Below are 14,261 nucleotides of genomic sequence, written 5' to 3' on the forward strand. Positions count from 1 at the left end.
ACCGATGACGGACCCCATATTACATTTCTACGGTGCAGCCGGATCGGTCACCGGATCGTGTTTCGTGCTTGAGCACGCCGGCGCTCGCACCATGATCGATTGTGGCATGTTTCAGGGTTCGAAGACCGAAAAGGAGTTGAATTACCGGCCTTTCCCGTTCGAACCGGCTCTGATTGACTCCGTCATCCTGACCCATGCCCACATCGATCACTCGGGCCTCATCCCGAAACTGGTCAAAGCCGGTTTCGAGGGGGCCGTCCATTGTACGCCGGCTACCTTGGATCTGTGTTCGATCATGCTGCAAGATTCGGGACATATTCAGGAATCGGAAGTCGAGCAGCTGAACCGCCGCAACCGGCACCGATCGCGTGACATGTTGCAACCCATTTACACAGCAGAAGACGCGCGCGCCGCGATGACGCAGTTTCGAACGGTTGCCTATAAAGAATGGCAAAGATTGGAAGGTGGTCTGCGGTTTCGGCTTTGGGACGCCGGACATCTGCTCGGTTCGGCCTCGGTCGAGATCGAGTTGGCGACCGAAACCGGACCGATCCGCATTCTGTTTTCTGGAGATGTCGGTCCGCAGCACAAGTTGTTGGAGGGCCGGCCAGATGCTCCGCAGGACTTTGACTATGTCATCTGTGAAAGCACGTATGGGGATCGGGAACGAGACGAAGTCTCGGACGTCGCCCGTCGCGGGCAACTTCGGGAGATCCTTCTCAATGCCTATCATTCCAACGGCGCCCTGCTGATCCCATCATTTGCGGTGGAACGCACGCAGGAATTGCTCGCCGATCTCAACGTACTCATGGATGCGGGCGAGATATCGCGCTGTCCGATAGTCATCGATTCTCCACTAGCATCCCGCGCAACCGCGATCTTCAAGCAGCACGCACATTCCATCCCCAATGGCGACCTGCTGATCAAAGCGCTGAATGCGAAAAACGTGCGTTTCACGGAAACGGCCGAGCAATCAAAAGCAATCGATTTCATTCGCGGCTTCCATATCATCATTGCTGCCAGCGGCATGTGTGAAGCCGGTCGCATTCGTCATCGTCTCAAGAATTGGCTCTGGCGGGATGAAGGCACCGTATTGCTGGTCGGATTCCAGGCAGCGGGCACGCTTGGGAGAATTCTTGAAGAGGGTGCGCGCACCGTAAAAATCCAGGGTGAGGAAATCATCGTCCGCGCGACTGTGCGATCACTAGATGCCTATAGCGGTCACGCCGACGCTAGCGAATTGAGAGCTTGGATAGAAGCCAGAGAGCCGATTCGATCAGGACTGTTTCTGGTTCACGGCGAGCCTGGCGCACGCGACAGTTTGAAATCCCGTCTGTTAGTCGGGAAGCCGGACACGACCATCATCGTACCATCGCTCGACGACAGCTATAGCCTGACGAAAACAGCCGCCGTATCGCTCGCACGCGTCGCGCCGCCGCCGCGCCTGGTGCCCCAGGATGTCGGCCATTCGGATTGGCACAATGACTATCAATCGATCGTCCTCGATCTGGAGGAGCGGTTGCGTAAAACCGCCGACAGGAAGGCGCGCTCCGTTATTCTTCGGCGCGTTAAAAGAGCTCTTGAGGAAGACGGACGTGGAAGCTAGCAGCAAAGGAGTAAGACCATGCTGACGACGGATCGCGATTGCAGAAGGGGAGGGCAGCGATTTGCCATTCCGACACTCGGAGAGGTCGAGGGCAAGCTTATCGCCTCGGAGATTGTCGCCACAAGTTGCCTCCACGAGCTTTTGGCCTATTCCAGTAGCAACGGAATGCTCTCGCTCAAGAGCAGGATCAGACAGGCCCTTGATGCGCGCTGCACAAACGCAAGCCTTTGTCGCGAGGATACCGATGCGGCGGTAGCATATGCCTTGGAGCTGCTTGATGCAGCAGCCGAGGTCGCAGGCAACCAAGCTGGAAACTCTGCGAAGTCCGGTGGCTGCGAGACGGTCCGCCGATTGCGTCGCCTGGCGAGCATGAGATGACAGCGCACGGCCGTAATCGGCCGGAATAAAGGGAGCGCGGCAAGCCTATTCGGTTCTCACATCGCCGTTTGCCGGTGTTCTTCTTTTTAAGCTACGCGGCGCTATTCGATTGCTGCGGGCGCTCGGGCCAGAGCGTTCCGAGAGAAGGATTCATCGCCAGTTTGACTCTTTTAATTACAGGCAGGCTCAAGTGATGATCCAGCAACTTGAAGACATTCTGTGCTGCCTGCTCGACGCCAATGTCGTTCAGCTTCACTGACCGCCTGCCTATGCTTGCAAAGAAGTCCATTCTATCTGAGCACGGCTGGGCGTGTTGAGGCTGCCAGTTTTCGTAGAATATTCCCCGGATCAATGGCGGCAGATGCGATGAAAAATCGGCCATCGCCTTCAGATCCATTGAATCTCGAAGCGCGTGCAGGACGGACCGCAGGCAATCGTAGGCCTCATTCCGTTCACAATGGAGATACTCTGACAACTCTACGACCCAGATTTCGGCTTGGTGCGCAGAATCCGAGAAGGTCTGGGAAGGGATAAAGCTCATGGTAGGCCTCCTTGATGAAGGGTATCCTCACCGAATTCCCGCTGATGCGCATTGTCTTGGGTCAACATCACGATTCTATTCGCATAGAACGTTGGGACGATGTCCCTCAAAGCTGGTTTCTATCTTTGCAATCGCGGGCATCCTGGGGTCAACCTTTCAACCTTTGCTCAATTTCCGGAATGGGAAGCATGGTGAAATCATTTGCTACCTCGCCTTTGACGACGGAGTGCACCGTCGGTGTCAAATGCGCTCGAAGGACGCCCAGGACTTTCGGCGGAGCGATGATGATCAAATGCTTGACTGTGCGGTTGCGGACCAGTTGATCAAGTCTGCGGGCGACATCGCTCACAAACGCCTCTTCGCTCTGCCATTTCAGATCGACCGCCTCAACGGAGCTGCGCGATCGGCCTTGTGATTGATAAATCCGACCGGGGCGATCCGAGGCGGGCGCCTGAAAAGCTGTTTTGTCACCGTAGATCTCAACTGGAATCAGATTGATGAGTTCGGCGTCGCCATCGTTGCGCAGAAACAGCGCCTTGACGCCGTCACAAACCAATACCCAACTGTCTCTCGGGATTCTGTGCTTTTCCATCTTTCGCTCCTGTTGGCACGATGTCGAATGCTACGACCAGACTGACCGTCTTCACGCATCGGCGGGTTGGTGTCTTGCGGTCGCGCCTGCCGCCGCTTGGACGGCCGCAGATTTCTTTCGTCGCTTTGAAGCTTCATCTGCGCCTGTCGCCACTGAATTGAAGGAGCAAGACGAAAAGGTTAATGAAATCAAGGTAAAGTGTGAGGGCGCCCATTAGCGCCATCTTCACAGTTGGCTCCGACGGATAACAGGCCTGATAGATCTGTTTGAGGCGCTGTGTGTCGTAGGCAGTCAGCCCGACGAAGAGAACGGCGGCCACTGCCGAGACGGCAATTTGCAGAATGGTCGAGGCCAGCAAAATGTTTGCGAAGCTGACAACAATGGTTGCAAGGAGTGCCATTGTCAAAATGGAACCAAAGCGCGAAAGATCGGCTTTCGTGGCGTAGCCGTAAAGGCTCGTGGCGGCGAAGATCGCTGCGCTGATGAAAAAGGTCCGCACAATGCTTTCATTGGTGTAGATCAGGAAAATGCCGGCGAACGATAGTCCCATCAGGCAAGCATAGATCCAGAACAGCGCCATGACTGAGGCGAGGGGCATCTTCTCCAGCCGGATGGTCAAAAACAGCAGTGCCACCAGCGGAGCGAAAATAACCAACCAGATGAAGCCAGTCCCGGCGATCTTTTGATAGAAGCCGGTCTCGATTGCCAGATATGCGGTAAGGCCGCTCAGGCACAGCGCTCCGGCCATATAATTATAGACTTGCAGCAGAAATTGCCGCAGCCCGAGATCGACATTGTCATTTGCGGACCGGTCGTGGCGAAGTGATGTTGCGGGGACGAAGCGATCTTGGGCCATAGTCATCTCGTGAACTGGGGTTTTCCGAAGGGGCCATGACGCTGGGCAAGCTGATGGCCAATAAGGCCGCACGCCATGGAAAGCGTCTTGAGAGAGCTACCACCAGGCGCCAAGCCGGTCTTTGATCCGTGTCAAGGACGTGGCTGCGGCCGCATGAAACCAATGAGGTGTCGATACGCTACGCCCGGAGGCACCCATGGACCGGAAACACACCTTCAGCATCGGTTATTTTCTCGTGGCGTTCCTGCTGCTCAGCCTTTTCCAGCTATGGTTCGCCTATCGCGACACGGCCGAGATATCCTACAGCGACCTGATGCACATGGTGGCCGACGGCAAGGTGCAATCGGTCACGCTGACTGAGACGATGGTCCAAGGTGTCTTCAAGGTTCCCCAAGATGGCAAAACGCTCTTCATATCCAACCGCGTGGACCCAGCCGCTGCTGCGACCTTCGAAAAGGCCGGGGTTCAAGTCTCCGGCGGCACCGACAGCAATTGGCTGACAACCATCCTCTCCTGGACGCTGCCCACGCTCTTCTTCCTTGGAATTTGGGTCTTCTTCTTTCGCGGCATGATCGACCGACAAGGCGTGGGTGGCTTGATCAACATCGGAAAATCAAAGGCGAAGGTCTATCTGGAGCGCAAGACCGGAGTCACGTTCGACGACGTGGCAGGCGCGGACGAGGCCAAGGCCGAACTGCAGGAAATCGTTTCCTTTCTGAAGGAGCAGGATAATTATGGTCGGCTCGGCGCGCGGATTCCCAAGGGTGTGCTGTTGGTCGGCCCACCCGGTACAGGCAAGACGCTTCTGGCGCGAGCTATCGCCGGGGAAGCGAACGTGCCGTTCTTTTCCATCTCCGGCGCTGAATTCGTCGAGATGTTTGTCGGCGTCGGCGCCGCCCGCGTCCGCGATCTGTTCGAACAAGCACGCAAGGCTGCTCCTTGCATAATTTTCATCGATGAACTGGATGCCCTCGGCCGTGCTCGCAGCCCGCTTGCAGGTTATGGCGGCGGCGACGAGAAGGAGCAGACGCTCAATCAGCTGCTGTCGGAACTTGACGGATTCGACCCGCGCGTCGGTATCGTGCTGCTCGCCGCAACCAATCGCCCCGAAGTTCTCGATGCAGCCTTGCTGAGAGCGGGCCGGTTCGACCGCCAGATCGTCATCGATCGTCCCGACCGAAAAGGTCGCGCCGACATTCTCAAGGTTCATATCAAGAAGATCGCGGTTGCCGCCGACTTCGACATAAACGACGTCGCCGCACTAACGCCGGGTTTTACCGGCGCAGATCTCGCAAACCTCGTCAATGAAGCTGCCATTATCGCCACCAGGCGTCACGGCGATACCGTCACCACCGAGGACTTTGTGCAGGCAACGGAGCGTGTCGTTGCGGGGTCGGAGCGCCGAAGCCGGCTGCTCAATGCAAACGAGAGGGAACGCGTTGCCTATCACGAGATGGGGCATGCGCTGGTCGCGACTTCGCTTGCCAAGACGGATCCCGTTCAAAAGGTCTCGATCATTCCGCGGTCGATCGGTGCGCTCGGATATACCTTGCAGAGGCCGACGGAGGATCGCTTTCTCATCACGTCGAGTGAATTGAAGGAACGCATGATCGCCTTGCTGGCCGGTCGGGCGGCAGAGGAGGTGGTCTTTGGAGAGGTATCGACCGGTGCCGCCGACGATCTTGGCAAGGCCACCGATATCGCGCGTGAAAGCATCACTCGATTCGGGATGAATGCCTCGGTCGGCCAGGCGGTCCTTGAACCCCAAAGAGCACAGTGGCTCGACGACAATCAGCTCGGCGTCCATCCGCGCGACTATTCCGAAGCAACCGCTCGGGAAGTCGATCTGGCGATAAGGGGGATGATCGACGAAGCATACCAGATGGCGAAGGAGATGCTTTCGGCCAACATCGAGAATCTGAAAGCCGGCGCAAAACTTCTGCTTGAAAGGGAGACCATCACGCCCGCAGATTTCGCACCGCTTCAGCGCCAGCCAAAATTGCCGGACACAGGTATTTCGCCTCGCCTTGCCGTTAGAGGGATTTGAGGGCGATCCAGCCCTTTTACATCATGGCCAAGTCAGCGAGCCGATCGGGCATTTGCCGACAGATGCGGATCGAACAAGGTTCCCTTTTCGCCGCGGACGATGGCGCTGGCGTCCTCGAGCTTGCCGATGCCAGCCGGTCTGTCCATTTCCACCGCGAACTGGATTGCGGCAGCGACTTTCGGCGCCATCGAGCCTGGTGGAAACCTCGCGCCGGATAACATCTCCGGAGCAATACGACCCAAGCTTCGAGCCTTCGGTGTCCCGTAATCCAGATAGACTGCGTCGACATCAGTTAGAAGCAGCAACATGTCGGCATTCAGCTGTCGCGCCAGGAGCGCACTGGCGGCATCCTTATCGATGACGGCCTCGATCCCGGTAAGTCCGCCGTCCGCCTGTTCGATCACAGGAATGCCGCCGCCACCGGTGCAGATGACGGTCACGCCGTGATTGACGAGCAAGGCGATGGTTTTGGCCTCGATGATTGCCAAGGGTTTTGGCGACGCGACGACACGCCGCCAGCTTTCACCGTCGGGCGCGATTCTCCAGCCGCGCTCTCTGCCAAGCCGGCGGGCGGTCGGCGCGTCGTAAACCGGGCCGATGAACTTGGTCGGATGTGAAAAGGCGGGATCGCCTGCCTCCACCCGTGCCATCGTCAGCAAGGTTGCAATTGGATGGTTCTTCAGGACATTTCCGAGCTCCTGTTCGATCATATAGCCGATCATCCCCTCTGTTTCGGCACCGAGAACATCCAACGGAATACCATTGCCGTTGGAGGCTTCTGCCTGCAAGGCAAGGAGCCCAACCTGAGGGCCGTTGCCATGGGTGATGACCAGAGAGTGACCGGCAAGGATGAGTTCGGCCAAGGCAGCGACGGCAAGCCGGACATTCGCCCGCTGGTGTTCAGCCGTCATCGGCTCGCCGCGACGCAAAAGCGCGTTTCCTCCCAATGCTGCGACGATCAACATCTCAACTTCCGATCGTCGCAACGAGCAGCGCCTTGATCGTATGCATTCTGTTTTCGGCCTGATCGAAGACAATGGAGGCGTGGGACTCGAAAACCTGGTCCGTCACCTCCATGCAATCGATGCCGTATTCCTTGGCGATGCGGGCACCGACTTCCGTCTCGGTGTTGTGAAACGCCGGAAGACAATGCATGAATTTCGCATAGGGATTTTCGGTCGCCTCGATCACCTGGGCGGTGACCCGGAAGGGAGAAAGAAGCCGGATGCGCTCCGCCCAAGCCGATTCATTCTCGCCCATTGAAAGCCAGACATCCGTGTAGATAAAATCAGCTCCCAGCACTCCGGAGCCGACATGTTCCATCAAAGCGAACTTGCCACCGCTTTTCCAGGCTTGCGACTTCACATGATCGACAAAAGCTTGGTCTGGCCACAGGGCGGTCGGCGACACGAGACGAAAATCTATTCCGACCTTGGCAGCGCCGAGCGCCAGCGACATCGCCACATTGTCGCGCCCGTCGCCAAGGAAGGTCACGACCATGTCCGACAGGTGCTTGTGGGTGAATTCGCGCATCGTCATGAGATCCGCGAGAATTTGCGTCGGATGAGAAACGTCGGTGAGCCCATTATAGACCGGCACGCCGGAATAGGTTTTCAGGGTCTCGACCGCACTCTGCGCGAAACCGCGATATTCGATGGCATCATAAATGCGGCCGAGAACACGCGCGGTATCCTTCATCGATTCCTTGTGGCCGATATGACTGCCGGTGGGACCCATGTAGGTGACGTGTGCACCCTGATCATAGGCTGCCACCTCGAACCCGGTTCGGGTGCGGGTCGAATCCTTTTCGAAGATCAGTGCGATATTCTTTCGCGTCAGGCGCGGCACCTCGTATCCGCCTAGTTTTGCGACCTTGAGATCGGCCGCAAGGCGCAGCAGATGGCGGATCTCCTCGGCTTCCAGATCATCGAGGGACAGAACGCTGCGACCATGGAGATTGATAGGCATGACAAATTCCTCTGTAGCTAAAGGGGGGCGCGATCAATCGGGCACGTCATGCAGTGTCCGCCACCACGGCCACGGCTGAGTTCTGCCCCTTCGATGGTGATCACCTCGACGCCTGCGCGGCGCAGCAGCGTATTGGTGTAGACGTTGCGGTCGTAGGCGATGACGACGCCGGGCTCGACGGCGATCACATTGTTGCCGTCATCCCACTGCTCGCGCTCGGCTTCGTAGCGGTCGCCGCCAGTCGCAATGATACGCAAGCTCTTCAATCCAAGCGCTTGCGCAACCACGTCCGTAAATGGAGATGTCTCCTCCCGGGTGTCCACCGAACCTTCGACATCACCTGGTCGCAGCGAGAAGCTCCGCAACCGATCGACGACGGGAGGATACATCGTCACCAGATCCCGGTCGCAAAAGGTAAAGACGGTATCCAGATGCATGAAGCTGCGATCGCGCGGCATCAGCGCCGCGATAATGCGTTTTGCGATACCAGCCGCAAAAAGACTTCGGGCCAGCGCGCCGACCGCCTGCGGGGTGGTGCGTTCACCCATGCCGATCAGGACGACCCCGTCGCCAACTGGCATGACGTCCCCACCTTCAAGACTGGTTCCGGTGACCGGGTTCTCAGGCGAGACGAATGTGAAGTCGGCGGCGTCGAAGCGAGGATGAAAACGATAGATCGCCTCGACATTTGCAGCCTCTGGCCGTCGCGCCTGCCAATACATGGCATTGACCGAAACGCCACCATAGATCCAGCAGGAACTGTCGCGGGTAAAGAGCTGGTTCGGCAGCGGCGGTAGCACGAAATCCTGCGGTGCCAGCGTGCGTCCGGTCAGCCCGAGGGGTTCGAATGGCAATTCGGCACGAGCAATGCCGCCGACGAGGTAGGTCGCCAGATGATCCGCCGGCATCTCGTTCAGCCAGCCGCGCAGTTCATCGACCATGTCACCTCCGACAACCGCGGATTCGACGCGGCGATCAAGTAGCCAGCGGCGCGCCTTGGGCAAAGCCATCGTTTCCGTGAGCAATTCGCCCAACGACTGCACAATCACGCCGCGTTCGCGCAAGGCATCAACGAAGATGTCGTGCTCCTGCCGGGCACGCTTGACCCACAGCACGTCGTCGAAAAGCAAGGCCTTGCAATTGTCCGGTGTCAGGCGCTGCAGGCTTAGGTCAGGGCGGTGAACCATGACTTCGCGAAGACGACCAACTTCCGAATGAACCCCAAGAATATTCATGACGCTGATCCCTGTTAAAACGGGCTGACAATGCCGGCCCACATTTCGTAGGCAGCAAGGAAGGCTACCGCGACAAGCGCGACGGCCAGGAGCGCCTCGAACGGCTGGAAGGGTCTTTGCCCCGCTTCTCGACGCGCAAGAAAAAAGAACAGAATGCCCGGCGCATAGAGGATCGCACACATGAACAGGTAAGCCGGGCCGGCGGCATAGACGAGCCACAGCCCGTAAAGCGTTGCCAGAAGCCCGACCAGCATCGGAGCTATTCGCTGTTCGTCCGGTGCATAGCCTTCTCCGGTTATGGCCAGCTTTGCGGCATAGGCGCCCGAGAAGATGTAGGGCACGAGGATCGCGGTCGATGCGATGGAAAACAACGCCTGATAGGTGCTGTGGGCGTAGAGGGTAACGACAAGGAACGCCTGGACGAGAAGATTGGTGATCAGGAGCGAGGCCCATGGGACGCCCCGTTCACTTTCCGAGGCGAGGAATTTCGGCATGGTCCCGTCCTTCGCCGCCGCGAAGGGAATCTCGGCTGCCAGAAGCGTCCAACTCAGAAAGGCACCGATCACCGAGATGACAAGCGCGATGTTGATGAGAGCCGCACCCCAGGGACCGACCACCACCTCAAGTACCCCAGCCATGGAAGGATTTTTCAGGGCAGCAAGTTCAGGTTGGTTCAGAATGCCGAGCGAAAGCAGGGACACGAGCGCGTAGAAAGCAAGGCAGGTGAAAAAGCCAAGGACCGTTGCCGTCGCAATGTCGCGCCGGCGCTCGGCGCGGGCGGAGAACACGCTGGCGCCTTCTATGCCGATGAACACCCAGAGCGTGACCAGCATGGTGCTCTTGACCTGCGTGGTGATCGAGCCGAGGCTTGCGTTGCCCAGACCGGTAAAATCGAGCGAGAAGACGTTCAGCTTGAAGGCGACGACGCCGACGCCGATGAACAATAGAATCGGTGCGATTTTTGCGACGGTGACGATAAGGTTCACGACCGCCGCTTCACGAATGCCCGCCAGCACAATAGCATGAATCAACCACAGCAAGATGGACGCACCAAGCACGGCCTGCCAGGTGTTTCCGTCGCCGAAGGACGGAAAGAAATAGGATAGCGCGCTGAAGACGATAACCGCATAGGAGACATTGCCGATCCATGCGCTCAGCCAGTAGCCCCATGCACTGTTGAAGCCGATAAATGGACCGAATCCGGCTTTTGCATAGGCATAGGGGCCGACGTTAAGGTCTGGTTTGCGGGTGGCCAGGGACTGATATACGAAGACCAGCGCCAGCATGCCGATCGCCGTAATCCCCCAGCCGATTGCGATGGCCAACGGGCCGGCGCCTGCCGCCATGTTCTGCGGCAGGCTGAAGACGCCGGAGCCGATCATCGAGCCGATGACTAACGCCGTTAACGAACCCAGCCGCAATTTCCTGCTAACCGCCACCGGCTCGGTCGAGGTGACAAGCTTTATGCCGATCGAAGTCATCGTCTTCTCCTAAGGATCGAAAATATCTATGGGAGACACTGGACACTGGGTGGCGGCGACAAACCTTGATCCTGGTCAAGACGGTTGTAATTTTTTGCAGGCTTGGAAACAGCACCGCTAGAATGTTGGCCAACGATCCCGGAGTTGGCCGCAGCTACAATGCGGCATCACCTGCCGTCCGTCTGGCTGACAGTACCTTGCGCGCCCGGGCAATGCAGTCTCTCCAGACGTTCCAGGAAGGGACGTTGACCGCCGACGATCTTTTGGCCCGCCTCGGAAAGGGTGAACCATTCGGCACGATCGATCTCGGGGAAGAACTCGAAGCGTCCGCTTCGTGGCGGCCACTCGATTTCAAACAGATTGCTGTGCAAGCAGGATGTGTCGAATACCCCCTCAAGGGCAAAGGCGGTGACGGTCTTTCCGCTCTTCTGGCGCAATTCGCCAAGAGGCTGCAGCGCACCTTCAGGCGCGGAACCTGTTTCCTCGGCGAATTCCCGTCGAGCGGCCGCTTCAGGTGCTTCAGCCTCGCCGTATTCGCCCTTGGGAATGGACCACGCGCCGTCATCACGTTTGCGCCAGAATGGGCCGCCTGGATGGACAAGCAGAACCAAAATACCGTCCTGCGCCTTTTTATACATTAGGATGCCGGCGCTCTTCTTCATGTCCGATCGTTCCTACGAATGGAACCCCATATGTCTTTGCCTTGTCTCCAAGATTTTGACCTCTCGACGGCGATCGAATGCAAGGAAAAAACGGATACGACACCAAAATTGGCCAACCGGCGACATGCCCCAGCTCGTGACTTCGGAAGCAAGTCGTGAAACGGTGGACAATCGCATTGTCATCTCTGGCCGGGATCAAGGCAAAGGGGCAAGCCCGCCGCTGTCTGAGCGGCACCTGTTCTCGAACATCCAATGACGGCGATCAACCATGTGTAGATGATGAACACCGACGGTCATCATCCGAAATCTCGCCGCAGCACGACGATCGTAGGATCGTCTTTGTCGTCATGGGCCTGGAAAGCCATGTCGCGCTCCAGCTCGATTGCGGCATGGTTTTCGCGGCTTTCTATGGATTCGATGCTTTTGAAATTATGTCGTTCCGCATAGCGGCAGATGTGCGCGAGCATTTCCCAACTTATACCCTGATGCTTGTAGTCTTCACGAATGGTCAGCGCGACCTCTCCGCGTTGAGCATCCTTGCCGACCGCCAGCATTGCCACCGCCAGCAAAGTCTGATCGGGTGAAAAGGCAAGGAAATTGACGCGCTTGGCATCGCCAGCGCTTGTCATTTCAACGAGCCTTTCATGAGAAACGGATTTCATTCCGGATAGGAAACGAAATCTGACGTCCTCTGGTGTCACATGATTGAAAAAATCAGCGACAATTGCTTCATCCTTCGGCTCGGCACCCCGAACGTGAAAGTGAAATCCGCTACGCGTGGTCAGGTCACCCTTGGTATCTTCGATTTCCATCATGCTTCTCCTTCAGGTTCGCGGAACAACTGCTCGCTGCGGCCGAGACGCAGGTAGTAATGCATTTATTATAGCAGTTAGGATTCATTGGCTTTGACTCAACTCAAGGCACGCGCATTTTCCGGAGGGGATGTAGCCTGACCGCCAGCGGTTTGGAGGCAGTGCGGATGATGATGCTGAACCAGGAAGCTATTACGGCTGCTGCAGTAGGCCAAACCGTCACAAGCAATCGTGGTAGGGTCCTCTGGAACGGTAGATGCCATGGTCCCCAATCTTCACGAAATCCAGGTTGCCCAAGCGCGTTTGTATTCGATTTTGGGAAATGGCGAGATGGCCGAGGACTACGGTCATGTCGGATTGACCCTGCGCAGCCATCCGCTTTCCTTCCTGAGCGCGGATCTGGGGAGGGGCCGTATCGTCACCTGTCGCAAGGCGATGCGGGCCAGCGATGGTACATGGCTCTCGAGGCTGCGGGGCCTTGTGCTCGTTCGCTAGCGGCCCGGTTCGGCCAAGGGTGTGATGTTCATCGCCATCGAGGACGAGACCGGCATTGCCAACCTCTTCGTCTGGCTAAAAACCTTCAAAAAATACCGCCGTGTGGTGCTCGGCGCCGGGATGATCCGCGTCCATGTACGCATCCGGCGGGCAGGGGAGGTCGTGCATCTTGTGGCACATCGGCTCGCCGATCTGCCGGCGGAGGTGGCAAGTGTCGGGGTGGCGTTTCCGTTGCCGCATGGACGAGGGGATGAGTTTCATCATGGATCGCCGGTGCCGGATCCGCGCGGGATTCCGAAGGGGTCGGAAATTCGGGCCGGCCTACGCAAAACAGCTCCGCCGCAAGCGACCTTCTTGCCGGGACATCTGGCACCTGGATGAGGTGGTGATTTCCATCGCCGGCCGAAAACACTGGCTTTGGCGCGCGCAGGCTGCCATTAACTACATGAATTTGCTGGCAAATCCATAACATGGGTGGGGTCATCATCGGGCGCCGATCGTGACCCCACCCAATTGTCATTTTCTGTCTGTAGATCAAAGCCTTAGACTCGTGTCACGAGGGGTCAGCCTCGGCTCCGACTCACAGTCTACCGGACGGTGAGAACAGAGACCGACATCTTTCCCTCCAGACGCCCATCGGAACCGTGTGATGTCTGAAGTGTTACCCCGCCATCGAAAGGAGTCGACCATGCCGTTTCCCTCGCCAACAACCGAAGACCCACGACAGCGCTTCGAAGAATTGAAGGTCGCCGCAAGGGCTGTATTGGAAGAGATCATCGCCTCCGCAAACGAAGCTGGATGGGGCACTCAGGAGATCGCTGTCGCGCTAAGCGAGGCAGCTCAGTCTCTCAAGGATGACAACACCGTCGATCCCGATCCGGCCGACGAACCGCCAGTGCCAGACGCCGTTCGCGGGCAGATCGGCCATGGCGAGCAGTTTGACTAGATTTGCCGCTCTCATTACACCAATTCGTTGGCTTGAACCGAGGAGCTCAGGGACAGAACGCGCGGAACACTCCGCGATCGTTGAGGTCAATGTGAGGCATCGAGCGGTTTTTCAATTGAACTTACAAGAATGCTGAAGCCGCCTGTGAGACGTGTCAAGGAGGCAGCCAGGTGTTCATGTGCGCCTCTGAACGGGCCAAAGCTCAATGTCGATCAGCGATTAGCAATCGCAGGGTGGAGCTTTTAGGAGGCCTGTGTAATCGATTTTGGCTCGGAGACACGCAATGCACGCGGCCGCTCCAATAATGTCAAGTTTGTTCAACTTGTTACGCTATAAAGCTCATTACTCACGAGCAAGCTTCCAGGGAAAAGTACGTTGGATTTTCCAAACTATCTTTCCCAGCGAGGGGATGGGGAATCATTTTGTTGGACGCGACAGGCAAGTCGCACTTCATTCTTGAACCCACCCGGCTACAGCATAATATCAGATAATCTATCTTATGGAACTAAATCCGATGCCGGCTTTGTGCCGCTTTTGCGGCTCTTCGTCATGCCAGTACGTTCATAGAGACGCGGATGACCAACACAACTCCATTCTGCCGCCCTAGCGTTTCTTTATAGCGAAAGCGGCTGCAACGATGCG

The 14,261-nt window shown here is 57.4% G+C and carries 12 protein-coding genes and 2 pseudogenes; 5 read left to right on the plus strand and 9 right to left on the minus strand.

The window, feature by feature from the left end; all coding sequences use genetic code 11:
* Nucleotides 1-4 precede the first annotated feature (4 nt).
* Entirely contained in the window at nucleotides 5-1,606 is a 1,602-nt protein-coding gene (locus FHT29_RS16530) for an MBL fold metallo-hydrolase (protein WP_168599867.1), read from the plus strand.
* A 469-nt stretch (nucleotides 1,607-2,075) separates the two neighbouring features.
* Here the strand turns inward: FHT29_RS16530 and FHT29_RS16535 are convergent, their stop codons facing one another.
* From FHT29_RS16535 to FHT29_RS16545, 3 genes are all read right to left on the minus strand, one after another.
* Nucleotides 2,076-2,525, minus strand: coding sequence for a DUF2267 domain-containing protein (locus tag FHT29_RS16535; RefSeq protein WP_168599868.1), 450 nt, complete (start codon nucleotides 2,523-2,525; stop codon nucleotides 2,076-2,078).
* 148 nt (nucleotides 2,526-2,673) lie between these two features.
* Nucleotides 2,674-3,117 carry a host attachment family protein gene (locus tag FHT29_RS16540; RefSeq protein ID WP_037200766.1) on the minus strand — a complete coding sequence of 148 codons (444 nt, stop codon included), beginning with the start codon at nucleotides 3,115-3,117 and terminating at the stop codon, nucleotides 2,674-2,676.
* 133 nt (nucleotides 3,118-3,250) lie between these two features.
* On the minus strand, nucleotides 3,251-3,973 hold the full coding sequence (locus FHT29_RS16545; RefSeq protein WP_168599869.1) for a Bax inhibitor-1/YccA family protein: 723 nt from the start codon (nucleotides 3,971-3,973) through the stop codon (nucleotides 3,251-3,253).
* A gap of 196 nt (nucleotides 3,974-4,169) precedes the next feature.
* Here FHT29_RS16545 and ftsH point away from each other — a divergent pair, with 196 nt between their 5' ends.
* The gene (gene ftsH, locus FHT29_RS16550) at nucleotides 4,170-6,020 is read left to right on the plus strand and encodes an ATP-dependent zinc metalloprotease FtsH (protein WP_168599870.1); all 1,851 of its coding nucleotides are present in this window, start codon (nucleotides 4,170-4,172) and stop codon (nucleotides 6,018-6,020) included.
* A 32-nt stretch (nucleotides 6,021-6,052) separates the two neighbouring features.
* Here the strand turns inward: ftsH and arcC are convergent, their stop codons facing one another.
* The 6 genes from arcC to FHT29_RS16580 all read right to left on the minus strand — a co-directional run bounded on the left by arcC (nucleotide 6,053) and on the right by FHT29_RS16580 (nucleotide 12,178).
* Nucleotides 6,053-6,985, minus strand: a complete 933-nt coding sequence (gene arcC / locus FHT29_RS16555) for a carbamate kinase (protein ID WP_037200760.1) — start codon at nucleotides 6,983-6,985, stop codon at nucleotides 6,053-6,055.
* 1 nt (nucleotide 6,986) lies between these two features.
* A complete protein-coding gene (gene argF, locus FHT29_RS16560) occupies nucleotides 6,987-7,988 on the minus strand; it encodes an ornithine carbamoyltransferase (RefSeq protein ID WP_047640478.1) in 1,002 nt (333 codons plus the stop codon).
* Nucleotides 7,989-8,005: 17 nt separating this feature from the next.
* On the minus strand, nucleotides 8,006-9,223 hold the full coding sequence (locus FHT29_RS16565) for an arginine deiminase (RefSeq protein WP_168599871.1): 1,218 nt from the start codon (nucleotides 9,221-9,223) through the stop codon (nucleotides 8,006-8,008).
* 14 nt (nucleotides 9,224-9,237) lie between these two features.
* On the minus strand, nucleotides 9,238-10,704 hold the full coding sequence (arcD, locus tag FHT29_RS16570; RefSeq protein ID WP_168599872.1) for an arginine-ornithine antiporter: 1,467 nt from the start codon (nucleotides 10,702-10,704) through the stop codon (nucleotides 9,238-9,240).
* A gap of 167 nt (nucleotides 10,705-10,871) precedes the next feature.
* Nucleotides 10,872-11,366, minus strand: a complete 495-nt coding sequence (locus FHT29_RS16575; protein WP_168599873.1) for an NUDIX domain-containing protein — start codon at nucleotides 11,364-11,366, stop codon at nucleotides 10,872-10,874.
* Between the two features lie 296 nt (nucleotides 11,367-11,662).
* Nucleotides 11,663-12,178 carry a GNAT family N-acetyltransferase gene (locus FHT29_RS16580; RefSeq protein ID WP_047561983.1) on the minus strand — a complete coding sequence of 172 codons (516 nt, stop codon included), beginning with the start codon at nucleotides 12,176-12,178 and terminating at the stop codon, nucleotides 11,663-11,665.
* Nucleotides 12,179-12,502: 324 nt separating this feature from the next.
* On the opposite strand from FHT29_RS16580, the pseudogene FHT29_RS34475 reads away from it, so the two are divergent.
* The 3 genes and pseudogenes from FHT29_RS34475 to FHT29_RS16600 all read left to right on the plus strand — a co-directional run.
* Nucleotides 12,503-12,946, plus strand: a pseudogene (locus tag FHT29_RS34475) (DNA polymerase-like protein); the annotation flags it as partial.
* A 22-nt stretch (nucleotides 12,947-12,968) separates the two neighbouring features.
* Nucleotides 12,969-13,100, plus strand: a pseudogene (locus tag FHT29_RS16595) (IS6 family transposase); the annotation flags it as partial.
* A 261-nt stretch (nucleotides 13,101-13,361) separates the two neighbouring features.
* The gene (locus tag FHT29_RS16600) at nucleotides 13,362-13,619 is read left to right on the plus strand and encodes a hypothetical protein (protein ID WP_047561957.1); all 258 of its coding nucleotides are present in this window, start codon (nucleotides 13,362-13,364) and stop codon (nucleotides 13,617-13,619) included.
* Nucleotides 13,620-14,261: the final 642 nt, after the last annotated feature.

This window comes from Rhizobium sp. SG741, from assembly GCF_012275435.1.
Taxonomy (GTDB): domain Bacteria; phylum Pseudomonadota; class Alphaproteobacteria; order Rhizobiales; family Rhizobiaceae; genus Rhizobium; species Rhizobium lusitanum.